This window comes from Halopseudomonas pelagia (assembly GCF_009497895.1).
GTDB classification, from domain to species: Bacteria; Pseudomonadota; Gammaproteobacteria; order Pseudomonadales; family Pseudomonadaceae; genus Halopseudomonas; species Halopseudomonas pelagia_A.
Map to the genome: position 1 here is coordinate 3,555,720 of NZ_CP033116.1, position 24,463 is coordinate 3,580,182.

At 58.8% G+C, this 24,463-nt stretch carries 23 protein-coding genes; 11 read left to right on the forward strand and 12 right to left on the reverse strand.

The genetic code is table 11. The annotated features are described in order from the left end of the window. The first annotated feature begins 4 nt into the window (after window positions 1-4). From EAO82_RS16360 to EAO82_RS16370, 3 genes are all read left to right on the forward strand, one after another. Complete coding sequence (locus EAO82_RS16360; RefSeq protein ID WP_096348242.1) at window positions 5-601, forward strand: LysE/ArgO family amino acid transporter; 597 nt, start codon at window positions 5-7, stop codon at window positions 599-601. 225 nt (window positions 602-826) lie between these two features. Then, window positions 827-1,408, forward strand: coding sequence for a superoxide dismutase [Fe] (gene sodB / locus EAO82_RS16365; RefSeq protein ID WP_096348243.1), 582 nt, complete (start codon window positions 827-829; stop codon window positions 1,406-1,408). A gap of 204 nt (window positions 1,409-1,612) precedes the next feature. Next, entirely contained in the window at window positions 1,613-3,682 is a 2,070-nt protein-coding gene (locus tag EAO82_RS16370) for a putative bifunctional diguanylate cyclase/phosphodiesterase (protein ID WP_096348244.1), read from the forward strand. A gap of 3 nt (window positions 3,683-3,685) precedes the next feature. Here the strand turns inward: EAO82_RS16370 and EAO82_RS16375 are convergent, their stop codons facing one another. The 11 genes from EAO82_RS16375 to EAO82_RS16425 all read right to left on the reverse strand — a co-directional run bounded on the left by EAO82_RS16375 (window position 3,686) and on the right by EAO82_RS16425 (window position 13,458). Next, window positions 3,686-4,618: a GIDE domain-containing protein gene (locus EAO82_RS16375; RefSeq protein ID WP_096348245.1), complete on the reverse strand. Its 933-nt coding sequence runs from the start codon at window positions 4,616-4,618 to the stop codon at window positions 3,686-3,688. Beyond that, window positions 4,615-5,196: a LemA family protein gene (locus EAO82_RS16380; RefSeq protein WP_096348246.1), complete on the reverse strand. Its 582-nt coding sequence runs from the start codon at window positions 5,194-5,196 to the stop codon at window positions 4,615-4,617. Before EAO82_RS16380 ends, EAO82_RS16375 begins: the two co-directional genes overlap by 4 nt. 201 nt (window positions 5,197-5,397) lie before the next feature. Beyond that, the gene (gene rpoS, locus EAO82_RS16385) at window positions 5,398-6,405 is read right to left on the reverse strand and encodes an RNA polymerase sigma factor RpoS (RefSeq protein ID WP_096348247.1); all 1,008 of its coding nucleotides are present in this window, start codon (window positions 6,403-6,405) and stop codon (window positions 5,398-5,400) included. A gap of 146 nt (window positions 6,406-6,551) precedes the next feature. Beyond that, window positions 6,552-7,382 carry a peptidoglycan DD-metalloendopeptidase family protein gene (locus tag EAO82_RS16390; protein ID WP_096348248.1) on the reverse strand — a complete coding sequence of 277 codons (831 nt, stop codon included), beginning with the start codon at window positions 7,380-7,382 and terminating at the stop codon, window positions 6,552-6,554. Window positions 7,383-7,458: 76 nt separating this feature from the next. Next, window positions 7,459-8,367 carry a DUF368 domain-containing protein gene (locus EAO82_RS16395; RefSeq protein WP_096348469.1) on the reverse strand — a complete coding sequence of 303 codons (909 nt, stop codon included), beginning with the start codon at window positions 8,365-8,367 and terminating at the stop codon, window positions 7,459-7,461. A gap of 46 nt (window positions 8,368-8,413) precedes the next feature. Then, on the reverse strand, window positions 8,414-9,088 hold the full coding sequence (locus tag EAO82_RS16400) for a protein-L-isoaspartate(D-aspartate) O-methyltransferase (RefSeq protein ID WP_096348249.1): 675 nt from the start codon (window positions 9,086-9,088) through the stop codon (window positions 8,414-8,416). Next, on the reverse strand, window positions 9,089-9,838 hold the full coding sequence (surE, locus tag EAO82_RS16405; RefSeq protein WP_096348250.1) for a 5'/3'-nucleotidase SurE: 750 nt from the start codon (window positions 9,836-9,838) through the stop codon (window positions 9,089-9,091). It abuts the gene before it with no gap. After that, entirely contained in the window at window positions 9,838-10,902 is a 1,065-nt protein-coding gene (gene truD, locus EAO82_RS16410) for a tRNA pseudouridine(13) synthase TruD (protein ID WP_096348251.1), read from the reverse strand. The genes surE and truD overlap by 1 nt, the downstream gene beginning before the upstream one ends. Then, window positions 10,899-11,372 carry a 2-C-methyl-D-erythritol 2,4-cyclodiphosphate synthase gene (ispF, locus tag EAO82_RS16415; protein ID WP_096348252.1) on the reverse strand — a complete coding sequence of 158 codons (474 nt, stop codon included), beginning with the start codon at window positions 11,370-11,372 and terminating at the stop codon, window positions 10,899-10,901. Before ispF ends, truD begins: the two co-directional genes overlap by 4 nt. Window positions 11,373-11,451: 79 nt before the next feature. Beyond that, window positions 11,452-12,300, reverse strand: a complete 849-nt coding sequence (gene fghA, locus EAO82_RS16420; RefSeq protein ID WP_096348253.1) for an S-formylglutathione hydrolase — start codon at window positions 12,298-12,300, stop codon at window positions 11,452-11,454. 45 nt (window positions 12,301-12,345) lie between these two features. Further along, a complete protein-coding gene (locus EAO82_RS16425; protein WP_096348470.1) occupies window positions 12,346-13,458 on the reverse strand; it encodes an S-(hydroxymethyl)glutathione dehydrogenase/class III alcohol dehydrogenase in 1,113 nt (370 codons plus the stop codon). Between the two features lie 143 nt (window positions 13,459-13,601). Here EAO82_RS16425 and EAO82_RS16430 point away from each other — a divergent pair, with 143 nt between their 5' ends. Further along, a complete protein-coding gene (locus EAO82_RS16430; RefSeq protein WP_096348254.1) occupies window positions 13,602-14,516 on the forward strand; it encodes a LysR substrate-binding domain-containing protein in 915 nt (304 codons plus the stop codon). Window positions 14,517-14,632: 116 nt separating this feature from the next. Here the strand turns inward: EAO82_RS16430 and EAO82_RS16435 are convergent, their stop codons facing one another. After that, window positions 14,633-15,007, reverse strand: a complete 375-nt coding sequence (locus EAO82_RS16435) for a DUF4168 domain-containing protein (protein ID WP_096348255.1) — start codon at window positions 15,005-15,007, stop codon at window positions 14,633-14,635. A 165-nt stretch (window positions 15,008-15,172) separates the two neighbouring features. Here EAO82_RS16435 and EAO82_RS16440 point away from each other — a divergent pair, with 165 nt between their 5' ends. From EAO82_RS16440 to EAO82_RS16470, 7 genes are all read left to right on the forward strand, one after another. Next, window positions 15,173-16,726: a sensor histidine kinase gene (locus EAO82_RS16440; protein ID WP_096348256.1), complete on the forward strand. Its 1,554-nt coding sequence runs from the start codon at window positions 15,173-15,175 to the stop codon at window positions 16,724-16,726. After that, entirely contained in the window at window positions 16,713-18,092 is a 1,380-nt protein-coding gene (locus tag EAO82_RS16445; RefSeq protein WP_096348257.1) for a sigma-54-dependent transcriptional regulator, read from the forward strand. Before EAO82_RS16440 ends, EAO82_RS16445 begins: the two co-directional genes overlap by 14 nt. A 108-nt stretch (window positions 18,093-18,200) precedes the next feature. Continuing rightward, window positions 18,201-18,878, forward strand: a complete 678-nt coding sequence (locus EAO82_RS16450) for a VOC family protein (protein ID WP_096348258.1) — start codon at window positions 18,201-18,203, stop codon at window positions 18,876-18,878. 93 nt (window positions 18,879-18,971) lie between these two features. Next, window positions 18,972-19,799 (forward strand): substrate-binding periplasmic protein, encoded by an 828-nt coding sequence (locus EAO82_RS16455; protein WP_096348259.1) that lies wholly within the window; start codon window positions 18,972-18,974, stop codon window positions 19,797-19,799. Window positions 19,800-19,905: 106 nt separating this feature from the next. Continuing rightward, window positions 19,906-21,093, forward strand: coding sequence for an efflux RND transporter periplasmic adaptor subunit (locus EAO82_RS16460; RefSeq protein WP_096348260.1), 1,188 nt, complete (start codon window positions 19,906-19,908; stop codon window positions 21,091-21,093). Between the two features lie 3 nt (window positions 21,094-21,096). Then, entirely contained in the window at window positions 21,097-23,052 is a 1,956-nt protein-coding gene (locus EAO82_RS16465) for a MacB family efflux pump subunit (RefSeq protein WP_096348261.1), read from the forward strand. Further along, window positions 23,042-24,454 carry an efflux transporter outer membrane subunit gene (locus EAO82_RS16470; protein ID WP_174958982.1) on the forward strand — a complete coding sequence of 471 codons (1,413 nt, stop codon included), beginning with the start codon at window positions 23,042-23,044 and terminating at the stop codon, window positions 24,452-24,454. The genes EAO82_RS16465 and EAO82_RS16470 overlap by 11 nt, the downstream gene beginning before the upstream one ends. Window positions 24,455-24,463 lie beyond the last annotated feature (9 nt).

The following is a 24,463-nucleotide window of genomic DNA, read 5'->3' on the forward strand; positions in this document are numbered from 1 at the left end:
CCTAATGCTGAGCACTTACTTCACCGGATTATTTGTCGCCACCGGGCTGATCATCGCGATCGGCGCGCAGAACGCTTTCGTCCTCGGGCAGAGTCTCAAACGCGAGCATCACCTGAGCGCCGCGATCTTGTGCATGAGCTGCGACGCCGTGCTCATTGTCGCCGGCACTTTCGGGCTTGGCGGTCTGCTGCAGGAACATGCGCTGCTGCTGGAGATCACGCGCTGGGGCGGTGTGCTCTTCCTGCTCAGCTATGCTGCGCTGGCGCTACGCCGCGCCAGCAAGCCGACTGCCTTGAACGTCGACTTGCAGCCACCGCGAACGCGGCGTGCCGTGATCCTTGCGACGCTGGCGGTCACCCTGCTGAACCCGCATGTCTACCTGGATACCGTGGTGTTGATCGGGTCCATCGGCGCGCAACAGCAACTGCCTGGCATCTTTGCCCTGGGCGCGGTCAGCGGCTCGATTCTCTGGTTTACTGTCCTGGCGCTTGGCGGCGCCTGGCTGGCGCCTTGGCTAAGCCGTCCCTACACCTGGAAACTGATCGATGTAGGCGTGGCCTGCATGATGCTGAGCGTTGCCTGGGGTCTCGCCAACTCCTGAGCCTGAGGCTCTAGCCGGCGTATAACCACATGCTTGGTGCGTGGATAGAGTGCCACGGTGATGCTATGCTAATTGCTTCCCGGTCGGTTGGACGGGCAACGCCCAATTCACAAGAGGCGTCATCAGGCTGTTGGACCAAGAGCTGCCAGCCTGCCAGTCACACCACGGATTCGTGTCGTTTTCATACCGTTTCCGGATCCTGATACCTGAAGATGGAGATACAACATGGCTTTTGAATTACCAGCATTGCCCTACGAAAAAACTGCACTGCAGCCACACATTTCGGCTGAGACGCTGGAATACCACCACGACAAGCACCACAAGACCTATGTCGACAACCTGAACAACCTGGTCCCCGGTACCGAGTTCGAAGGCAAAAGCCTGGAAGAGATCATCAAGACTTCCAAGGGTGGCGTATTCAACAATGCAGCCCAGGTCTGGAACCACACGTTCTACTGGAACTGCCTGAGCCCGAACGGCGGTGGCGAGCCCACTGGCGAGCTGGCCGATGCCATCACCAAGTCCTTTGGCTCCTTTGACAAGTTCAAGGAAGAGTTCAGCAAGACTTCGATTGGCACCTTCGGTTCTGGCTGGGGCTGGTTGGTCAAGCGCAGCGATGGTTCCCTGGCGCTGGTCAGCACTGTGGGTGCTGGCAACCCCATCACCTCCGGCGACACGCCGCTGCTGACCTGCGATGTATGGGAACATGCCTACTACATCGACTACCGCAACGCCCGTCCGAAATACGTCGAGGCGTTCTGGAATCTGGTCAACTGGGACTTCGTTGCGAAAAACTTCGCTGCTTAATACCTAAGTAGTTGTCGTTCCAACACACCCCGCTTCGGCGGGGTGTGTCGTTTATGTCTATTAAATGACGCTGGCACTTTGACGTCATTCGTTTCCTCACCGATACTGGGTATTATGTGCTGCGCGCGAAGCCCCATTGCATGATTGCGATGGGCCGTCGATGATGTACAGATACCTATCAACTGATGCTGGAATAACAAGACATTGAAACCGGAGCGCCGACACAGTCTATCGATCAAGCTTCTGCGCCTTGTTCTGCTCTGGGCATTGCTTGTTGGCATCGTGCTCAGCTGCGCACAGATACTCTATGATTTGAAGAAGGAGCGGTCACTGATAGACAGTACCGCTGCCCAGATTCTGGCCATGTCCCGCGATCCCGCGACCCAGGCGGTGTACAGCCTGGACAGGGAAATGGCCATGCAGGTAGTGGAAGGCCTCTTCGAACATGAAGCGGTGCGCTTTGCCTCCATCGGCCATCCTGATGAAGCCCCCCTGGCATACCGTGAAGAGACTACTCCCAGCTCCGGATACCGCACGCTGACCGACTGGTTGTTCGGCGCGGAACAAAGTTACAGCATCGAGCTGCATGGCCGCGCACCGTATAACGAGTATTACGGTGATCTGCGTCTGACGCTGGATACTCATCCCTACGGCAACGACTTTCTGCAAAGCTCGCTGATCATCATGCTCTCCGGCATTCTGCGGGCGATGGCGATGGCCTTCGTGCTGTTTCTGATCTATCACGTACTGCTGACCAAACCCCTGGCACGAATTATCGGCCATATCGCCGACATCAATCCCGACCAACCGGGCAAAATGCACATCCCTATGTTGCCCGGCCAGGAAAAGAACGAGCTGGGCGTCTGGATCAACAAAGCCAACGAGCTGCTGGATTCCATCGAACGCAACAGCCATCGCCGCCGTGAGGCTGAGGCCAACTTGCTGCACATGGCCCACCACGACACCCTGACCAGCCTGCCCAATCGCAGCATGCTGCAGGAACAGCTCGGCCGCATCCTGACCGATGCGGGCCGGCGTCAGCGCGGCGTGGCTGTGCTGTGCTGCGGGCTGGACGATTTCAAGGAGGTCAACGAGCAGTTCAGCTACCAATCGGGCGACAGCTTGCTGGTCGCCGTTGCAGACCGTTTGCGCGCCAACAGCGGGCGCCTGGGAAGCCTGGCGCGCTTGGGCGGTGATCAGTTCGCGCTGATTCAGACCGGGATCAATGAGCCCTATGAAGCTGCCGAGCTCGCGCAAACCATTCTTGACGACCTGAACCGCCCGTTCGAACTGGGCGACCACAGCATCAGCCTGCGGGCGACCATTGGTATCACCCTGTTCCCCGATGACGGCGACGACGCAGAAAAACTGCTGCAGAAAGCAGAGCAGACGATGATGCTGGCCAAGGCACGCTCACGCAATCGCTACCAGTTTTACATTGCCAGCCTGGATAGCGAGATGCGCGTTCGCCGTGAACTTGAAAAAGACCTGCGCGGCGCATTGGCCCGCAACGAGTTCCATCTGGTCTACCAACCCCAGGTCAGCTACAGCAGTCACAAGGTAGTGGGTGTGGAAGCCTTGATCCGCTGGCAGCATCCTGAACGCGGCCTGGTCCCTCCGGATCTGTTCATTCCGCTGGCCGAACAGAACGGCAGTATCATCGGGATTGGCGAGTGGGTACTGGAACAGGCCTGCCATCAACTCAGCCTGTGGCGTAAAGACGGCTTCACCGATCTACGCATGGCCGTCAACCTGTCCACCGTGCAGCTGCACCATAGCGAACTGTCCAAACTGGTTACCAACCTTATGCAGCGGTACAAGTTGCCGCCCCACAGCCTTGAGCTGGAGGTGACCGAAACCGGTTTGATGGAGGATATTTCCGCTGCTGCGGGCCACCTGAACAACCTGAAAAAGGCCGGCGTACTGATTGCGATCGACGACTTCGGTACCGGTTATTCTTCGCTGAGTTATCTGCGCGGCCTGCCGCTGGACAAGATCAAGATCGACAAGAGTTTTGTACTGGATGTGCTGGTCGACGAAGACGACGCCACCATCGTCCGCGCAATCATTCAACTGGGCCGCAGCCTGAATATGCAGGTGATTGCCGAGGGCGTCGAATCCGCCGCGCAGGAAGCCTACATTATCGATCAGGGTTGCAGTGAAGGTCAGGGCTATTACTACAGTCGGCCGCTGTCAGCCACCGCGCTGGCTGACTGGTTACGCAATTACAGCGCCCGCAAGGTCGCTCGCCAGAACGTCAACCAGCACATCTAACTCTCAACTGCCCGACAGCAGCGCCAACCAGAGGGCTCCGCTGACCACGCTCGCAGCGAACAGCCCCGCAAGACTCCACCGCGATTGCCGCCGCAAATGCTCGCTGAGATGCTCCTCATGGTGGTCAGATAACAAAAATGGCAAGCCGCTGACTGACGGTTTACCCAGCATGTGCACTACCGCTTCGCGACCGGCGACCCGAGTCTGGCGCTCGGCCTGCTGCTCTGCTGCAGCGCGGACCCGGTCCCATTCCTGCACATCCAACTGGCCGTCCTTGTTCTGGTCAAAGCGCGCGACGAGATCCAGATAATCGGCTTTCCATCGGCTGATGACCTGCCGCGCCACCGAGTTCTGATCCTGCGCCTCCCGCCCACCGCCACGGCTCTGAAACCAGCCCAGCGCATACAAGGACTCGCCCTCGGAAAACCATTCCTCGGTGTAGCGATAGCGGCTGCCGATCAAGCTTCCGAGCAGCCCGGTACGCAGGCCATGACCCGCCGGCCAGCGTTTGTGCCCCTCCCATCGCCTGCGCTTGTGTGGATGCACTTCAGCACCCTGCGGATCGATCCAGCAACTGCCGGTGGTATCGCGCAACAGAAACGGGCGTTCCGACACACCTTGTTCAACCGTGCGCCATTGGCTGGTTTTGCCGCTGCGGCGGTACTCCTCAACCCGAAACCGATACCAGAGGCAGTCAATTTCAGCCAGCGGCGAAACCAGCGGGGCGTGACCGCCAGCGTCCAGCTCTCCATTCAGCTCTACCAACCCCTGGGCAGCAGAGCGGATACGTGAGGTAGGCGTATCTTCCACCCAGCGCGCCCGTCGCAAACGCGTCAGCATTCGGTACAACGTGTACAGGGTCGCCAGGCTGCTAAGCGCGAGCAGCAGGAAAAAATAGCCCTGCGGTAACACCATGATGCCGTGCACATTGATCATGAAAACAAGGCTCGCATATCCACATCGGCGGTATCCGCTTCGGAAAACTGCAGCAGCTCGGCAGACTTGAAATCAAAGGTACGAGCTACGATCACATCAGGAAATTGCTCGATCCGCACATTGTTGATGTTCACCGCCGCGTTATACAGCTCGCGACGGTCGGCAATCCCGCTCTCGAGCCCGGTAATGCGCTCCTGTAGATGCTGAAAGGATTCATTGGCCTTGAGCTCCGGGTAGCTCTCAGCCAGCGCGAACAGCTGCCCCAGCCCAAGCCGCAGCGCCGACTCGGCCTGCCCCACCCCTTTCACGTCAGAGCGCTCGCGCGCCTGAGCCACCGCAGTGCGCGCCTGGATGACCTTTTCCAGAGTGCCTTGTTCATGTTGCATATAGCGGCGGCAGGCCTCCACCAGCTTGGGCAACTCGTCATGGCGTTGGCGCAAAAGTACATCGATATTCGCCCAGGCCTGGCTGACCGCATGCTTGATGCTGACCAGTTGGTTGTAAAGCATCACCGCATACAACAGCACCACCACCAGTATCGCCAGCGATGCCAAAACAAAGGGGTTTGTCAGATCCATCAGTAGTTATCTCCATGAGCAGAAAACAGGCTCTGCCGACGATGGCACAACCAGTTGCTGTTATAGCGCAACCGGGCCATCGCGGGAACTACCCACGGCTGAAGCTGAGCATATGCCAGAGGTGTATATCTGGATCAGTAAAGTAAAAACCCAAGTCGACTGACTTGGGTTCTGGTGGTCGGGCCTGATCCTGCAGTGGCTCTATTGAAAGATCGATTCACCTGACAGGCCATGCTGCTCGAGAATCTCCCTGAGCCGCTTCAACGCCTCGACCTGGATCTGCCTTACCCGTTCGCGGGTGAGACCGATTTCCCGCCCAACTTCTTCCAGCGTACTGCTTTCATGCCCGCGCAAGCCAAAGCGGCGGGTAACGACTTCGCGCTGCTTTTCGGTCAACTCGGACAACCAGTTATCGATGCTCGCATTCAGGTCATCGTCCTGTAACAGCTCACACGGGTCGGTGACATGGTCGTCCGTCAAGGTATCGAGGAGCGTCTTGTCCGAGTCAGGACCGAAGGCCATGTCTACAGAGGCGACCCGCTCGTTGAGCCCGAGCATGCGCTTGACGTCCTCGACCGGACGATCGAGGAGTTGCGAGATTTCTTCCGGGGAGGGTTCGTGGTCAAGCTTTTGTGTCAATTCACGCGCGGCGCGCAGATAAATGTTCAGCTCTTTGACCACATGAATCGGTAGGCGAATGGTGCGGGTCTGATTCATGATCGCGCGTTCGATGGTCTGCCGAATCCACCAGGTGGCGTAAGTGGAGAATCTGAATCCCCGCTCGGGGTCGAACTTCTCTACCGCGCGAATCAGGCCGAGATTACCTTCCTCGATCAGATCGAGCAGTGTCAGACCACGATTAACGTAACGCCGCGCTATTTTCACTACCAGGCGCAGGTTGCTTTCAATCATGCGTTTGCGCCCGGCGGGATCACCCTTTTGCGCCAGGCGCGCGAAATGCACTTCTTCTTCGGGCGTGAGCAGGGGGGAAAAACCGATTTCATTCAGGTACAGCTGAGTCGCATCCAGCTGCTTGGTAAACTCGAAGGCATTCTCGCGCTTGTGGTTGCGCGGGGTGGCTACCTTGCTCCGGGGCTTATCGTCGCGAGGTGCATCCATTTCGATTTCCTCATCCCTGTCTTCACGTCCATTTACAACGATAATGTCTTCGTTGTACTGGTCGGGCTCTTTATTATTATTCAATCCCATGATGCATGCCCCATTCCAATTCGATCAGGATCTGGCAAACGCCCCAACAATGGCACTACTCAATACGCTCAGCTATCAGGCTGCCTTAGCAGTGTGACAGCTGTATGTCGGTAACTGTCTCACTGTCGATCAAAACATACCAGGAATCAAGACTTGGGCAAGTAACGCAAAGGGTCAACCGGCTGGCCCTTACGCCGTATCTCGAAATGCAACTTGACCCTGTCTGTTCCGCTGCTACCCATTTCAGCGATCACCTGGCCGACTTTGACCTGGTCGCCTTCAACTACCAGCAGCTTACTATTATGAGCGTACGCACTGAGATAGGTTTCATCATGCTTGACAATAATCATCTCGCCGTAGCCCAGCAATCCCCGCCCGGCATACACCACGGCACCGCTTGCGGCTGCTTTCACAGGCTGTCCCAATTGACCGGCAATATCAATGCCTTTATTCAAACTTCCGTTTGACTGAAATCGGGAAAGCAATGGACCCTGAACCGGCCAGGCCCAGCCAGCCACATTGGCCGGCAGACTGACGGTTTTTGCTGGCGGTGCAGACCGAGCAGCTGGCGCCGCTACCTGGGTATTGGTGCGGGCAGGTTCTGTCGTTCGTGAAGGTGTAGGCTTGCTGCTGGGGCGCGGACTGGTTGTGCGTGAAAACCCCGGCCGAGACGCTGTTGCTGGCCGTGCCGCTGGCGTTCTACCCGATTGCAGACTGATCTGTTGGCCGGGATAAATGGTAAAGGGCTCGCGCAATCGATTGGCGGCGGCGAGCTCCTTCCAGTCCCAGCCATAGCGGAAGGCGATCTGATACAGCGTTTCACCTCGCTGAACAACGTGCTGGCCTGAGGTGGTGGTCGGCGCGGCACGCTGTCCGCCCCGCGCCCGGTCATCAATAGGTGCCATCCCGCTGGGACCCGCACAGGCAGTCAACAGAGTGACCAGGCCCACGAGGCCCAGTTGCTTTAATCCAAACATGGCAGTTGGCACGTCAGGCACACACAGCCCCAAGGCAAGAATGAATGATTGATTTCACTATAGTTAGTGGAATGGGTCAATTGGACACACGCTTGCCCAGCCATTCCAGCAGCAACACTAATACCACGGCCGCAAGCATCAGCACCAACCCCCATTGCCAATAAGCCGGCTCGCCGGTGACGGCCTGATAATGCTGCGGCCAGAGATTGCTTTCGAGCAGCGGCACGCGTTCACCCTGGCTATCAACCCGCCAGCTGATGACTTCTTTCCAGGGCCAGACCTTGTTCAACGAACCTACCAACAGGCCGGTTAGAAAGGCCAGGGTAACGTTGCGAGCATGCTCCAGCAACCAGGACAGCAGGCGCGAAAAGCTCAGCAGACCGGCTATGCAGCCCAAAGCGAATACACTGATCAAGCTCAGATTGAAGTCCTTTACCGCGCCCAGCACCACCGCATACAGCCCCAGCAGCAACAGGATAAAGCTGCCGGAGATACCCGGCAGGATCATCGCGCAGATGGCGATCGCACCAGCGATAAAGATCATCAACGGCGTCGCCGGCCATTGCAAAGGCACCGCGACAGTAATCAGATAGGCAAACAACGCCCCTATCACAAGGGCCCCTACTGTCCAGATATTCCAGCGCTTTATCTGCTTGCCGATCAGCACCACCGAGACCAGAATAAGGCCGAAGAAAAACGACCAGATCAGCTCCGGGTGGTTGTCCAGCAGGTAGCTGATCAACCGCGCCAGACTGGCGATGCTGGTGAGAATGCCAGCCAGCAGAGTAAATAGAAAAGCGCCGTCAATCGCTTGCCAGGTTTCGCGAAAGCGCCCCTTGATCAACCAGATCAATTTGGCTGGCGTGCAGGCTGAAATCGCCGCAAGCAGACGATCATAAATGCCACTGATGAAAGCAATAGTGCCGCCGGAGACGCCGGGTACGACGTCTGCAGCACCCATGGCCATGCCTTTCAGAAAAATCATCAGAAAGGCCAAAGGTTGGTTGTCTTTATTGTTCAAGATCGGTTGCTCAAGATCGAATGGCTCCTGCCAGTAAAGGTACAAATCGCACTGGCTCGACCTGCTGATGAATAAAGTTATCACCCTCGCGTATCACCAGCGTCAAAAACTGTTCTTTGTCGCCAACCGGAATCACCAGCCGGCCGCCATCAGCGAGCTGGTTGAGCAGCTCCTTGGGCACTTCCGCTGGCGCGGCTGCGACCAGAATTGCATCGTACGGCCCATATTGCGGCCAGCCCCAGTTACCGTCGGCATGGCGAAAAACCACGTTGCGAATATTGATATCCTTGAGCACCGCCTTGGCGCGCTCCTGCAACGGATGAATACGTTCGACGCTGAACACTCGCTCTACCACCTGGGCGAGGATGGCGGTCTGGTACCCGGAGCCAGTTCCCACTTCCATCACTTTATCCAAAGGCCCACCACCAAGCAGCAGCTCGGTCATCCGCGCGACAATATAGGGTTGCGAGATAGTCTGGTTATGCCCGATTGGTAACGCGGTATCTTCATAGGCGCGATGGGCCAGCGCTTCATCCACGAACAGGTGCCGCGGTGTGCGACGCATTGCCTCCAGCACCCGCAAGTTGCGCACCCCTTCCTCGAACAAACGCTCAAGCAGCCTCTCGCGCGTACGCTGAGACGTCATGCCTATGCCTTGCCGATCCATACCTTCTCTTACTACCATTCAGCCCAGCCCCTCAAGCCACTGGCCGAGGTGATCGAACACCTCGTAGTGGGTCTTGTCCACTCGCAGCGGCGTCACAGAGACATAACCCTGCATCACCGCGTGAAAATCAGTTCCTTCACCACCGTCTTCGGCGTCCCCGGCGACGGAAATCCAGTATCCTTCCTTGCCCCGCGGATCCACCCACTTGACCGGTTTAGCCGCGCGCGAGCGATGCCCCAGACGCGTCAGGCGAATGCCCTTGATGTGGTCCAGTGGCAAATTGGGAATATTTACATTCAGGATGGTGCGCGGCGGTAGATCCAGCTGTTCATGCGCCGTGACCATCCGCTGCGCAATAATCGCGGCGCTCTGCAGATTATCCGTCTGCCGGCCAACCAGCGAGAACGCCATCGCCGGACGCTTTAGAAAACGCCCTTCCAGTGCCGCAGCCACCGTACCCGAGTAGAGCACGTCATCGCCCAGGTTAGCGCCGTGGTTGATGCCGGCTACCACCATATCGACACGATCTTCGTACAGCGCGTTCAAACCCAGATGCACGCAATCGGTTGGCGTGCCGTTGAGACCGATAAAACCGTTCTCCAGTTCAAACGGGCGCAGGGGTTTATCCAGGCTCAACGAGCTACTGGCTCCGCTGCGATCCTCATGGGGGGCTACCACCATGCACTCGGCATAACTGCTCAGGGACGCATACAGGGCCGCAAGGCCAGGCGCCAGCACCCCGTCATCATTCGCAATTAAAATACGCATCAGCTTTCACTTTCCAGTCCACCGCCCGGCTCGTCCGTGAGCGTAACAAGCTCACGTAGCACTGCTGTGGCAAAACAGCCGGTCGGCAGGGTGAATTCAAGTACAAGACTATCCGGTGAGGGATAATGCCACGTCAGCGCAGCAATGGGGAGGCGCAAAATGCGCCGTGCCTGCTCTACTTCGGCGGCCAGAAGCCAGGCGACCAGCGCTGGTTCAGTATCAGCGGCCTGGCGCTCGAGCGCCGCTACATCAGCTGCAACGGGTGGCTCCCCTGCCCCCCACAGGGGGCCAGTGGGATGCACGTCCAGCGCCGCCAGACGCGGGTCATCCCTGGCCAGGCGCTCGGCAGAGAACTGGCTGCGGCTGTTGGTGAAGGCCAGACAATCGCCGGCGAGCACCTGGTCCCAGCTGCCGGATGCCACCCGTTGGGCAAGCAGCCGGTTGAATATCAGGCTGCGCGCCGTGGACAGCAGACGCGAGCGAGTACCCCGGGCCGGCGGCAATGCACCGCGCTCCGCCCAACCACGGGCATCCAGCACATTCCCCGCAGCATGACCAAACCGCTGCGGGCCAAAGTAATTCGGCACGCCGCGAGTAGCAATCTGTTGCAAACGCGCGTTTAGCAGCCCGACATCCGCGAGCAGCTGGGTCAGGTGAATAACAAAATGATTGGCGCTGTGCGCGCCACGCTGCAACTTGCGACTATGGCGACGGCTGTCGATACATTGCAGATCATCGCTCCACAGGGCGCTGAAGTCAGGGTCGGCTCGGCCCGGCAACTGCAGACTGAACCACTGACGAGTGACGGCCTTGCGGTCCTTGAGACCGGCATAGCTGACATCTCGTATCTTGAGCCCAGCCACCCTGGCCAAACGCTTGGCCACCTCTTCGGTATTCAGATTGCGCTTTTCGATCAACAGCCAGAGGTGTTCACCCTGCCCGCTGAATGCGATGTCCAATACTTCGGTTACGCAAAAATGCTCGGGAAGCGCTTTCAGTACCGCACTGCCGCAGGGTGAACCCCAGGCAGTCGGGCCGAGACAGTCAAGCTGAGCGGCGGTCATACCGGCAGCAACAGGGCCACGGCGTGAACCGCTATGCCCTCTTCACGCCCGACAAAGCCGAGTTTTTCCGTCGTCGTCGCCTTGACGTTGACCTGCTCCGTATCTACTTGCAGATCTGCCGCGATGGCTTCACGCATGGCCGGAATATGCGCCGCCATCTTTGGCGCCTGGGCGACGATGGTGGCATCCACATTGGCGACCTTCCACCCTTTCGCCAGCACCAGATCCAGCGCATGGCGCAGCAACACCCGGCTGTCAGCGCCCTTGAACTGCGGGTCGGTATCGGGGAAATGCTGACCGATGTCACCCAGAGCAGCGGCGCCGAGCAGCGCATCGGTCAAGGCATGCAGTAATACATCACCATCAGAGTGGGCGACCAACCCGTGCTTGTGGGGGATCTGCAGACCGCCCAGAGTAATAAAGTCGCCCTCGCCGAACCGGTGGACGTCATAACCGTGCCCAATACGCATACATGCTCCTGCTGATCTCGATCGTCGGTCATACCGACAGCTGGGTAGATCTTACAGGGTCCGGCAGTTCGCTAGTAGCTCAGTTGATCAGCGCCTTGGCGTGATGCCGCAGGTGATCCTCGATAAAACTGGCAATGAAATAATAGCTGTGGTCGTAGCCTGGCTGCCGCCGCAGAGTCAAAGGATGGCCTGCCGCTTGCGCTGCCGCCTCCAGTGCTTCGGGGCACAATTGCGCGATAAATTCATCGCCCTCGCCTTGATCAACCAGCAACGGCAAGCGCTCGCTGGCACCGGCAATCAGCTCGCAGGTATCCCAGGCCTTCCAGTCGGCAGGATTATCGCCCAGATAGCGGCCCAGGGCTTTCTGCCCCCAGGGTACCTGGCTGGGGTTGGTCATCGGCGCCAGCGCCGACACCGACTTGTAGCGTCCCGGATTTTTCAATGCGCAGACCAGCGCACCATGCCCGCCCATCGAGTGGCCGCAGATGCTGCGCAGCTTGGAAACCGGAAAGCTGGCCTCGATCAACTGCGGCAACTCGCTGACGACGTAATCGTACATCTGGTAATTGCGCGCCCAGGGTTGCTGCGTCGCATTCAGATAAAACCCGGCCCCGGAGCCAAAATCATAGGCGCCATCCGGGTCATCCGGCACGTCTTCGCCACGCGGGCTGGTATCCGGCGCAACAATCACCAGACCGAGTTCGGCGGCAATGCGCTGAGCCCCGGCTTTTTGCATGAAGTTCTCGTCGGTGCAGGTCAGGCCCGACAGCCAGTACACCACGGGCAAGGCATTGCCCTGATCCGCCTGCGGCGGCAGATAGACGGCAAAAGTCATGTCGCAGTTGAGCGTGCTCGAGCGATGCCGATAGCGTTTGTGCCACCCATCAAAACTCTTGTTGGCCGCGACCAGTTCCAGTGAATCCTGCATAAAATCTCCTTCCGGCAAGCTGTGGCGCGTGATCGCCAGGTCAGCTTAAAAATGAATAACGGTGCGAATGCTCTTGCCTTCATGCATCAGGTCAAAGGCTTTGTTGATATCCTCCAGACCCATGGTATGGGTGATAAAGGTATCCAGCGGAATCTCGCCGCTCTGCGCCTTGGCCACATAGCCGGGCAGCTCGGTACGACCCTTTACGCCACCAAAGGCACTGCCGCGCCAGACTCGGCCGGTCACCAATTGGAACGGGCGAGTGCTGATTTCCTGCCCGGCGCCAGCCACTCCGATGATGGTCGATTCACCCCAGCCCTTGTGGCAGCATTCCAGCGCGGCGCGCATCAGCTGCACATTGCCCACGCACTCGAAGGAGTAATCCACCCCACCGTCAGTCATGTCGACGATAACTTCCTGAATCGGCTTGTCGTGATCTTTGGGATTAACAAAGTCGGTGGCGCCGAGCTCTTTGGCGATATCGAATTTGGAAGGGTTGATGTCAACCGCAATAATTCGGCTGGCCTTGGCCATGGTCGCACCGATGATGGCCGCTAGACCGATACCGCCCAGACCGAAAATGGCCACCGTGGCACCCTCTTCCACTTTCGCGGTATTCAGCACCGCGCCAATGCCGGTAGTTACGCCGCAGCCCAACAGACAGACTTTCTCCAGCGGCGCATCCTTGGGAATCTTGGCCAGCGAGACTTCCGGCAATACGGTGTACTCGGAAAAGGTCGAGCAGCCCATATAGTGATAAATCGGCTTGCCCTGGTAGGAAAAGCGCGAGGTGCCATCAGGCATCACGCCCTTGCCCTGCGTACTGCGCACAGATTGGCACAGGTTGGTCTTACCTGATTTGCAGAACTTGCACTCACGGCATTCGGCGGTGTACAGCGGAATGACGTGATCACCCACTTCCAGTGAAGTGACACCCTCGCCCAGCGCCTCGACGATGCCTCCCCCCTCATGACCCAGAATCGCCGGGAAAATACCTTCCGGATCATCCCCGGACAGCGTGTAGGCGTCAGTGTGGCATACACCACTGGCGACGATACGCACCAGCACTTCGCCTTTCTGCGGCGGCGCCACATCGACTTCAACAATCTGCAACGGTTGACCAGCTTCAAACGCAACGGCGGCTCGGGACTTGATCATGGTTTTCTCCAAAATAGCGTTCTTCAAAATAGTGTTCTCCAAAATTGAAAACGGCATAAATCGCGTTGCACCCAGTGTAGTTGAGCTTCTCTTGGTGGATAATGAGCCAGCAAACAAAACATTATTGCCATACAGGGATAATCATGACGACGTGGGAAGGAATAGACGAGTTCGTCAGTGTCGCGGAACTGGGGCAGTTCAGCGCCGCTGCCCAGCGGTTGGGGATTTCATCATCGCATGTGAGCCGCCAGGTCGCCCGTCTGGAAGATCGCTTGCAGACCCGCTTGCTTTACCGCAGTACGCGTAAAGTCAGCCTGACCGAAGCCGGCGTGACCTTTCTGGCGCATTGTCAGCGACTGATCGACGCCCGGGATGAAGCCATGCAGGCGGTCACCGATCTGGGTGGTTCGCCCAAGGGTCTGCTGCGCGTCACCTGCGCGGTGGCCTATGGTGAGGATTTCATCATGCCGCTGCTCAACGACTTCATGCAGCAACACCCACAGCTGAAAATTGAAATGACCCTGACCAATCAAATGCTCGATCTGTTGCATGGCAGCTATGACCTGGCGATTCGACTAGGACGGCTGCAGGATTCCAGCATGATCGCCACTCGACTCGCGCCCCGGCGTATGTATCTGTGCGCCGCGCCCAGCTACCTGCAAAGGCATGGCGCCCCACACAGCCTGTCCGAACTGCCCAGACATAATTGCCTGCTCGGCAGCAGCGACACCTGGCATTTCCAACAGCGCGGCAAAGAGACACCGATGAGAGTTCAGGGTAATTGGCAATGCAATAGTGGCAAGGCGGTCCTGGAGGCCGCATTACGCGGCTTCGGCCTGTGTCAGTTGCCGGACTATTACGTGCGTGAACATCTGCACCGCGGTACCTTGCGCGCGCTGTTAAGCCAACATGAGCCGCCGCATACCGGCGTCTGGGCGCTCTACCCCCAGCAACGGCATCTATCGCCCAAGGTCCGTCAGGTGGTGACGTTGCTGAAAGAGGGGCTGGCCCGCAGAAGCGAATATCAATCGGCAGAACAAAGCGGTGTTTCCTGCTGAAGAACCCGCGCATAAAAAAGCCGGAAGGGTTCACTGGGAACCGCTTCCGGCTTGCTCTGCTGCTCTGATTGACACCCTGGGTGCCGGTCAGAGCTTTATCAAAGCGTTCAGTGCGCTTAGTTGAACTCTTGAGCGCGCTGCTGCAGCTCGGGATCAGACTGGATGCGAGTAGCAATCTGGTTATAGACCGGTACTTCGATACCGACTTCTCCCACTGCTTCCATCATCTTTTCTTGCGCTTCCAATTGCAGAGACTGGGCTTGCTCTTGATCTTCCGCATCATTCAGCTTCTGGGTGAACTCTTCGCGGATCTCGGCAACTTTCTCTTCAGCTTCAACAAATTTTTCCAGATCAGCATCAGAGATCGGCGCGGCTGCTTGCTGAGCGGCGGGTGGTTGCGCAGGGGCACCTTCCTGGGCAACTGCAGCAGTAGTAGCGAAGCCAAAGGTGGCGAAACAGATAGCAGCGGTAAGTGTCTTAAGATTAGTCATATTGTTTCTCCGTTGGTTAGAGTCCCTGATAACTATCCATTTACCATGCCAATATCGACAAAAAACATTTAAGTAACTGTTTTAATAGACCTTTATTAAGAACGATGGTGTTAGCTTTACTCAGCCACTAGCCAATTAACCGCTATATCTGTATCTTTTTTAAACATGAGCAAAAATTACCCGTACAAATCTGACACACAATGGTGGAAGCGGCCCTGGACCAGCGTCAGTGGATTGCAACGCACTCTGCTGCTGTTTGTGGTATTGCCGTTGCTGCTGTTGACCGCACTGGGTATTCGTTTTGGCCTGGGCCAGGCCAGCCAGTTTCAGGAGCAGCGGCTGAAGAACGACCTGGAGCTCATTGGCCGAGCTATCAGTATCCCGGTCGGCGCCGCGCTGGGAGAGAATGACCAAGAGGCCATAGAGCTTGCACTGGGCTCGGTGTTTGTTCTTGGTGAGGTGTACGGCGCGTCGGTATTCGACGTGGACGGAACGCGCATCGCCGCTGCCGGTATTACCGAAAGTGATCTCAGCCGTACCAGTATCCCGGAACGCATTGTCACCACGGGCGAAGGCCAGGAAGCCTACAGCCGGGTGGCCGGCCGCGACCTGTTCTCGCACTTCCTGCCCCTGTTCGATCATACCGGACAAATAAAAGGCCTGATCCAGATCACGCGGCGAGCCAGCGACTTCGGTCGCGCGCTTGACCAACTGACTATTATTGCCTGGCTGGTCTGGTCACTCCTCGGCCTGACCATTATCAGCGCCGTCATGCTCGGCCACTATGGTGGCGTAGGGCGTCACGTCGACAAGCTGCTGGCGCATATGCAGCGCGTCGCCGCAGGCGATCATTCGCACCGTGCCGCACCGGATGGACCAAGCGAGGTCGCCAGCCTGGCCAATGGCCTGAACAGCATGCTCGATAGCATCGAGCAGGCGCAGCGTGAGCTGGAAGCCCATCGTCAGGCAGAAACCGCCTTGTTAGCTCGACTCAAAGACAACGAAAAGATGGTTGCCATCGGTGGCATGGCCAGAGGCATCGCCCATGAATTGGGCGCACCCTTGAGCGTTATCGACGGACGCGCCCGTCGCCTGCAGAAAACCGAGGGGCTGGACGCGCGTCAGCAACGGCAGCTGGAGGGCATACGTTCTCAGGTGTGGCGCCTGACGCGCACGGTGAAACAACTACTGGATTATTGCCGGCCAGCGGCTACGCAGCATCGCAACATAGCACCGACATTGCTGCTGGAAGGCGTTGCCGAGTCCATCCGTCCCGAGGTAGAGGCGGCAGACAAACAGATGCGCATTGAGCTGCCACAGCATATACCCAGCCTCTATGCCGACGCCGGACGTCTGGAGCTGGCGCTGCTCAACCTGGCCCGTAACGCCCTGCAGGCCGCCCGCAGCCAGATCAGTATCAACCTTACTGAAGAACCCGAGATGCTGGTCATCTGTATTGATGATGACGGTGACGGTCTGCCCGAGGGCCCGGTCGAGCAATTACTCGAGCCTTTCTATACCACCAAGTCTCCCGGTGAGGGCACCGGGCTGGGCCTGGCCATCGTCCAGGCCATTGCCGAAGAACATCAGGGCGAGTTGGTCCTGGGCAAGAGCTCTTTAGGCGGTTGCCGGGCATGCCTGAGGTTACCCATACCATCCGCCGAGCACACGCAGGACACACCCCAGCCACCGGAGAACCTGACCCATGTCGCAGACTGAACATGTACTGCTGGTCGAAGACGACAGCGGACTCAGAGAGTTATTGCAGGAAGAACTGGAAAGCGAGGGTTATCGTGTCACCGCCTGCGGCGATGCGGAAAAGGGTCTTGCGATCCTTGGCCAGGAGCCAGTCGACCTGCTGGTCAGCGACCTGCGCCTACCCGGTGCCAACGGGCTGAGTCTGCTGCCCGCGACTCAGAAGGCCGACGCGCCGCCAGCGGTACTGATCATCACCGCCTTTGGCTCGGTGCAGCAGGCAGTCGAATCGCTCAAGGCCGGAGCGGATGATTTTCTCACCAAGCCGCTGGAGATGGATCACTTTCTGCTTACCGTAACCCGCTTGCTGGAAAATCGGCGCCTGCGCAACGAGGTCAAACATTACCGGTCACTACTTGCCGTGCGCCAATTCAACGGCATCCTCGGGCAAAGCCCAGCGATGCTGCAGCTGTTCGACCAGATCAGACAAATAGCCCAGGCCGACGGGCCGGTGCTGGTGCAGGGTGAAAGTGGCACGGGCAAGGAATTGGTGGCTCGCGCGTTGCACGAGCAGAGCTCGCGCAAGGACAAGCCCTACATGATGGTCAACTGCGGCGGCATTCCCAGCGAACTGATGGAAAGCGAATTCTTCGGCCATGCAGCCGGCGCTTTTACTGGCGCCCGAACCCAGCGCGCAGGCTTGTTCCAGCAGGCTGACGGCGGCACCCTGCTGCTCGATGAGCTCGGCGAAATGCCGCTGGCGTTGCAGGCCAAACTACTGCGCGCTCTACAGGACGGGCGCATCCGTCCGGTCGGCAGCGACCACGAAATTCAGGTTGATGTACGGGTTCTGGCGGCGACCAACCGCAATCTGACCCAGGCGGTATCCGACGGCAGCTTCCGCGAAGACCTGTTTTACCGCCTGGAAACCTTTGCCCTCCAAGTGCCGCCTTTGCGCGCGCGGGGGGAGGATGTGCAACTGCTCGCCGAATTTTTCCTTACCCGTTTCAACGCCCGGCAACATCGTGTGATCAAGGGATTCAGCGACGATGCACTCAAGGCACTGCTCAGCTACAGCTTTCCCGGCAACGTGCGCGAACTGCAGAATGCGGTGGAGCGGTCGGCCACCTTTTGCGATAGCGCCTTGATTGAGGCGCGGCATCTGCCCCAGCGTATTCTCGAGCAACCCGACGAACTGCCGCACACCGAGAGTGCTGAGTCCATGCCCGCCCCGCTCGTGGCCGGCGCGGATCCTGCTGGCATGCCGAGCCTGGAAAGTGTGCAACGGCGCTATATTCATCAGGTACTCAAGGCGACCCAGGGCAACAAACGCAAGGCCGCCGACATACTTGGCATCACCCGGCGCACGCTGTATCGCTGGCTAACCTGACGCGGCCATGATCAATTGCTGGAATGCAGTTTGATTCCACTGGTGATTAGCTCTCACAGCCATACGGGCGCGCGGCTAATCTGTGTTCTTTTAGCCTGAGAGTGGATCATGTCTTTTGCCAAAGCGTTTTTCGATGTAGGCCTGTTTACCAACCAGGCCAGCGCCATGCGCGACTATTATCAGCAGCTCGGCCTGAGCTTCGACCATAGCCTCAAGCTGGGTGGTGGCGTATTGCAGCACCGCTACCAGGCTGACGACGCGATACTGAAGATCAACGATGCGCGCGACCCGCTCGCCGAAGCGTCGGCCAGCGCCTTGACGGAACTGTTGATTGCGTTACCAGGGTGCTCTGAGGCGGTGAAGAAGCAGGATCCAGACGGCAACTGCATCAGGCTGGTTCCACCCGGAAAGGATGACATTCAGGGCTTGGCCTTGCGCATGTCGGTAAGCGATGTCGCCACCAGTACGCGCTTTTACACCGAGGTATTAGGATTACATGAATTGCGTGCTGGCGTGCTCAGTTGCGGCAAAGGCCTATTGCTGCTGCAAGCCTCCGGGCAGCCGCCCTGTGCCGCCTCACCGCTGGCAGCGCGCGGCTTGAGATACCTGACCTTGCAAATATTTGATTGCGATAAAACCTACGCCCATGCCATTGGTCATGGCGCGACAGGGGTCAGGGAGCCGGTGAATATGGGCAGCACGGCCAGAATCGCCTTTATCCAGGATCCGGACGGAGTCTGGATAGAGCTGTCGCAACGCGCTTCGGTAGCGGGCAAAAGCCTTTAGAGCAGCTACACTAATTTCCATAATTTTGTATACTCCAAAGCGATGGAAAGCGTGGGGTTCTCAGAGAACCCTGCCGAAATGACAGGATATTGAATGGACTCTTCTCTCGACAAGGCTGTTGTGAGGTTACCTGGCGAGCGCATCAGCACAGCAATGCGTTGGACGCTGCTGATCGCACTGAGCGTCACCTGCTACCCTGTGCTGGGCGAAGAACCGCTCAGACTGGTTACCGGAGAAAAGTATCCGCCCTTCACCGGCAGCGACCTGCAAGAAGGCGGCGTAATCACCGCACTGGTCAGTCATGCCTATGCCCGCAACAGTATCGCCACGCAAGTTGACTTCAAACCCTGGGTAAGGGGCTATGAAGACAGCCTGAAACTCCAGTATGACGCGACCTTCCCCTATATCTCCACCGCCGAACGCGAAGCCAACTTCCTATTCTCCGACCCTTTGTACATGCTGAAAATGCGTCTGTACGTCGAGCCCGATAGCCGCTGGCGTGAAGGCTCGCCTGCTGAACTGGGCGGCGCAGTATTCTGCCTTCCCGTCGGCTACGAGTTTGCCGGCTGGGTATCCGAGCAGCGTGAGGAACTGACTTTTGTCAGACCCCGCACCATTGAGCAGTGTCATGAAATGATGCTGCGTGACCGTGTGGATGTACTGATCAGCAATCCATCCAACGTCGCTTACCTGGCTACCCTGGCCCGCAGTAAATCCCGGCATGTCACGCTGCGCGAGCTACCTGCTCCGCTAGCCGACGTCACACTGCATCTGATGATCCCTGCACATCACCCCCAGGCCACTCGCCTGCTCGATCAGTTCAATGACGGCTTGCGGCAGCTGCGTAGCAGCGGTGACTTCGACCGTCTCTTCACCGCCCATCCTGACTATCAGGTGGTACGCTCCAGCACCGAGCACTGATAGCCACCTGGACACGGGTCTTTACAGTCTCTTTACCCAAAACAGCCGCGCCCTGACGTCCTCGCCTGTAAACTTGCAGGCAATTACTCGATCTGGATACTGACCCATGCCGGCTGGACCTTCGCGCTTTTCATTTCGCCTGCTTTGCTGGCTCACCGTCACCGTGCTGGGCATCGCCGCGCTCATCTGGTGGCTGTGGCTAAGCCCTCGAAATGGCGCCCCGGAATACACCAGCGTGGAAGTTCAGCGCGCCACTATTGAAGACAATATTACCGCCCTTGGTACGCTCGGCCCGCTTGACTACGTCGACGTCGGCACCCAGGTATCCGGGCAGTTGCTGACCTTGCATGTGGAACTGGGCGACAGCGTCGAAAAAGATCAACTGTTGGCCGAAATCGACCCCACCCTGTACCTCGCGCAGGTGGAAGCCAGCACAGCTCAGTTGGCCAACCTGCAGGCGCAACTGGCTGATCGCCAGGCCCAGGAAACATTGGCGAGGCTTCAGGCTGAACGCCAGCGCAACCTGCGCAAACTGGATGCCACCAGCCAGGAAGCGCTGGAAAGTGCCAATGCCACATTGCGCTCAGCCAGTGCACAGATTGACGCCGTCAAGGCGCAGATTCGCCAGACCGAATCCTCTCTCAAGGGCGATCAGGCGGACCTGGATTACACACGCATTTATGCGCCGATGTCCGGCACCGTGGTTCAACAACTGGCGAATCAGGGCCAGACCCTGAACGCCAATCAGACTGCGCCGATTGTGGTCCAGATCGCCGATCTGTCGACCATGACGGTGCGCACCCAGGTGTCGGAAGCGGATATAAGCCGACTCAAGCCCGGTATGGCGGCGTATTTTTCGACTCTGGGTCAGCCTAATCGTCGCTGGGAAGGCACCTTGCGGCAAATCCTGCCCACCCCCGAAGTGATTAACAACGTGGTGCTGTTCAACGCCCTGTTTGACGTGCCCAACCCCGATGGCCAGCTGTTGCCGCAAATGAGCGCTCAGGTATTCTTCGTCAATGAATCCGCAGAAGACGTGCTGACCATTCCGGTGGTGGCCTTGGGTAAGCCGATGCGCGACAGCGGCCAGCAAGCAGCCGACCAGGGCAACCGCTTCGAAGTCCAGGTTCTCGATGAGCAAGGCGCACTGCAAGCCCGTACCGTGACTATTGGCACCCGCAATCGCGTTCTGGCTGAAGTGATCGACGGGCTGGAGGAAGGCGAGAAGGTCGTGACTAGCGGCCTGCCCGCCGCCTCGGCCGAAAACGGTCGCTCGCCACGGCGGTTCATGTAAGCCATGAATGACTCGCTGATACGCCTGGATAACATAACCAAGACGTACCGCAATGGTGAACTGGCGACGACCGTGCTGCACGACGTCTCGCTGGATATTCGCCAGGGTGAATTCGTCGCCATCATGGGCGCCTCAGGCTCCGGTAAATCCACGCTGATGCATCTGCTCGGCTGCCTGGACCGACCCACCCAGGGCGAATACCTGTTCCGCGGCAGGAACATCGCCCACCTGAGCAATGATGAACGGGCCAGCCTGCGGCGTGAAACCTTCGGCTTCATTTTCCAGAGCTATCACCTGATCTCATCTGCCAGTGCCACAGAGAACGTGGAGGTACCGGCCATCTACGCCGGTTTACCGCGTGCGGAGCGGCACCAGCGCGCTGAGGAATTGCTCACCGGCCTGGGCCTGGGCGAGCGCTTGCGCAACAAGCCGAGTCAACTGTCCGGCGGCCAGCAGCAACGGGTGTCCATTGCCCGCGCGCTGATGAACGATGCTCAGGTGATTCTCGCCGACGAACCCACCGGCGCCTTGGACAGCCAGAGCGGCAAGGACGTGCTGGCGCTGCTCAAGCAACTGCACCAGCGTGGCAAGACGGTCATCATCATTACCCACGATGCCGAGGTCGCCAGCCACGCCGAACGCCTGATCGAAATGCGTGATGGTCGAATTATCAGCGATAGCGGCGAACAGCCCTCGAGCCTCACGCAACAGGCGCATCCCTCGAGCCCACCGCCCGCGCCGCGGCAGACCTCCATTCTGCTGGCCGACAGCGCCGAGGCCGTGCGCATGGCGCTGCGCGCCTTGCGCGCCAATCTGTTTCGCACCGTGCTAACCCTGCTGGGTATCGTTATCGGTGTGGCGTCGGTGGTGGTGATGCTAGCCGTGGGTAACGGCGCCCGCCAGGAAGTGATCGACCGTATCAGTTCGCTGGGCACCAACCTGTTGCTGGTGCGTCCGGGGGCACCAAATACCCGGCGCTCCGTCGATGGCAGCACCAATACCCTGATGCCGCTGGATGCACAGCTGGTCGGAGAGCTTGATAACGTCATCGCCGCGCTGCCAGAAATGAGCGGCCGCGTCACCCTGCGCAGTGGCAACACCGATTATCAGACCGAGGTCACCGCTACCAGCAAGGATCTGCCGATGGCGCGTGACTGGGAGGTGGCTAAGGGAGTCTTTATCAACGATGAAGATAACCTGCGCTATGCCGCCGTTGCGGTGCTTGGGATCACAGTAGCCAATAACCTATATGGCCCGGATGCAAATCCACTGGGCGAGTATGTATTGATCAACAATGTGCCTTTTCAGGTGATTGGCGTCATGGAGGCAAAGGGTGCCACGCCCTGGGGCTCTGATCAGGATGACGTGGTCTTCGTCCCCTTGAATACCGGTAGCCTGCGCTTGATCGGCCAACGCAACCTGAATTCGATTACCATCATGATCGAGGACCTGAACCTCTCGGAGCTGACCCAGGAAGCGGTCAGACAGACCATCGTCCAGGCCCACGGCGGGGTCGAAGATTTCCAGATCCGCAACATGGCCTCGCTGCTCGAGGATGTCGCCGAAACCCAGAATACCTTTACCGTGCTGCTCGGCTCCATCGCCGCCATTTCGCTGTTGGTAGGCGGGATCGGGGTTATGAATATCATGCTGGTGAACGTCACCGAACGGACCCGGGAAATAGGCATACGGGTGGCCACCGGCGCGCGTACTCAGCATATTCTGCAGCAGTTTATCGTCGAGGCCATGGTGGTCTCGGCCATCGGTGGCGCTATTGGCGTGGTTGGCGGGCTGGGATTTGCTGCCGGACTGCAGGCATTGGGCACACCGATTCAATTTACCCCCGGCCCGGTCATGTTGGCCTTTGGTTGCGCCTTCGCCACCGGGCTGATTTTTGGTTACATGCCTGCCCACAAGGCCGCGCATCTTGATCCGGTGGTGGCTCTCAGTGCTGATTAAACAACGCTCGTGTAAAACCCATCTCAGCCTGCTTGCTGCCAGCCTGCTGCTGAGTGCATGCAGTCTCAACAGCCCGCTGCCACAAGCGCAGGTCACCGCACCAGCCAACTGGACCCAGCCGGCCGAGCAACTGGAATGGCCCAGTGCGGACTGGTGGCGGAACTACGCGAATGAGCCGCTGGAGGCTCTGATTTTGCGCGCGCGCAGCGGCAATCTGGATCTGGCGACAGCGGCCAGCCGTTTGCTGCAAGCGGATGCCCAGTTGCGCCAGGCCGGCGCGGCACTCTTGCCGCAAGTGGACGGCAGCATCTCGGCCAATCGCAATGGCGACGACAGCAGCGCCTCCAGCAGCAGCTATGGCGCAGGCCTGACCACGCGCTACGAGGTGGATTTCTGGGGTCGCAACCAATCATTGCGCGCCTCGTCGCTGGCCAGCCTGCAAGCGACCCGCTTCGATCAGGAAACGCTGGCTATCAGTATCGAGGCGGCGGTGGTGACCACCTGGCTGCAGATTCTGGAGAACGATCAACGCTTGCTACTGGCTGAAGACAGCCTGGCCAGCGCCGTGCAGGTGCTGGAACTGGTCGAGGCGCGCTACCGTTACGGTGCGGCTGACCGGCTGGAACTCAGCCAGCAGCAAACTCTGGTCGCCCAGTTGCGCGCCGGCCTGCCCACGCTACAACAGCGGCAGTTGCAGCTACGCAACAGTCTGGCACTGTTGCTTGGAGAAACGCCTGACACTGTGTTGCCGGCGAGCAGCCCGCTGACTGATGTGGCAATTCCTCTCGTCGCTGCCGGCCTGCCATCCGAGTTGCTTGAGCGCCGTCCTGATATCCGCGCCAGCGAAGCACGGCTGCAAGCCGCCAATGCTGACCTGAGCGCCGCCAGAGCCGCGCTATTTCCGAGCATTCAACTCACGGCTCAATGGGGCGCGCAGAGCCTGGCACTGGGCACCCTGGTGAGCAATCCGGCAACCAGTTGGGGCCTGGCTGCAGGGCTGGTCCAACCGATCTTTCAGGGCGGGCAACTGCGCGCTCAGGTGGATGGTTCAGTCGCGCGCCAGGAAGAACTCCTGGTGGATTATCGCCGTACTCTGCTTACTGCACTGGGTGAGGTAGACACCGCGCTGGGCGCAGTACAACAAGCAGAGCAACGCTACGGCTTTCTGCTCACCGCCAGCGAGTTGGCTGAACAGGCCTTCCGCCTGGCCGAGGCGCGTTATCGCGAAGGCTCCATCACCCTGCAAACGCTGCTGGATACTCAGCGCACCTGGTACAGCAGCCTCGACAGCCTGACCCAGCAGCGCGCCACCTGGCTGCTTGCCAGCATTGACCTGTACCGCGCACTCGGCGGCGGCTGGCAGGCGCAAGAGCAGGTGTATACTGCCGATGAGCTAGGGTAAGCTGTGCAC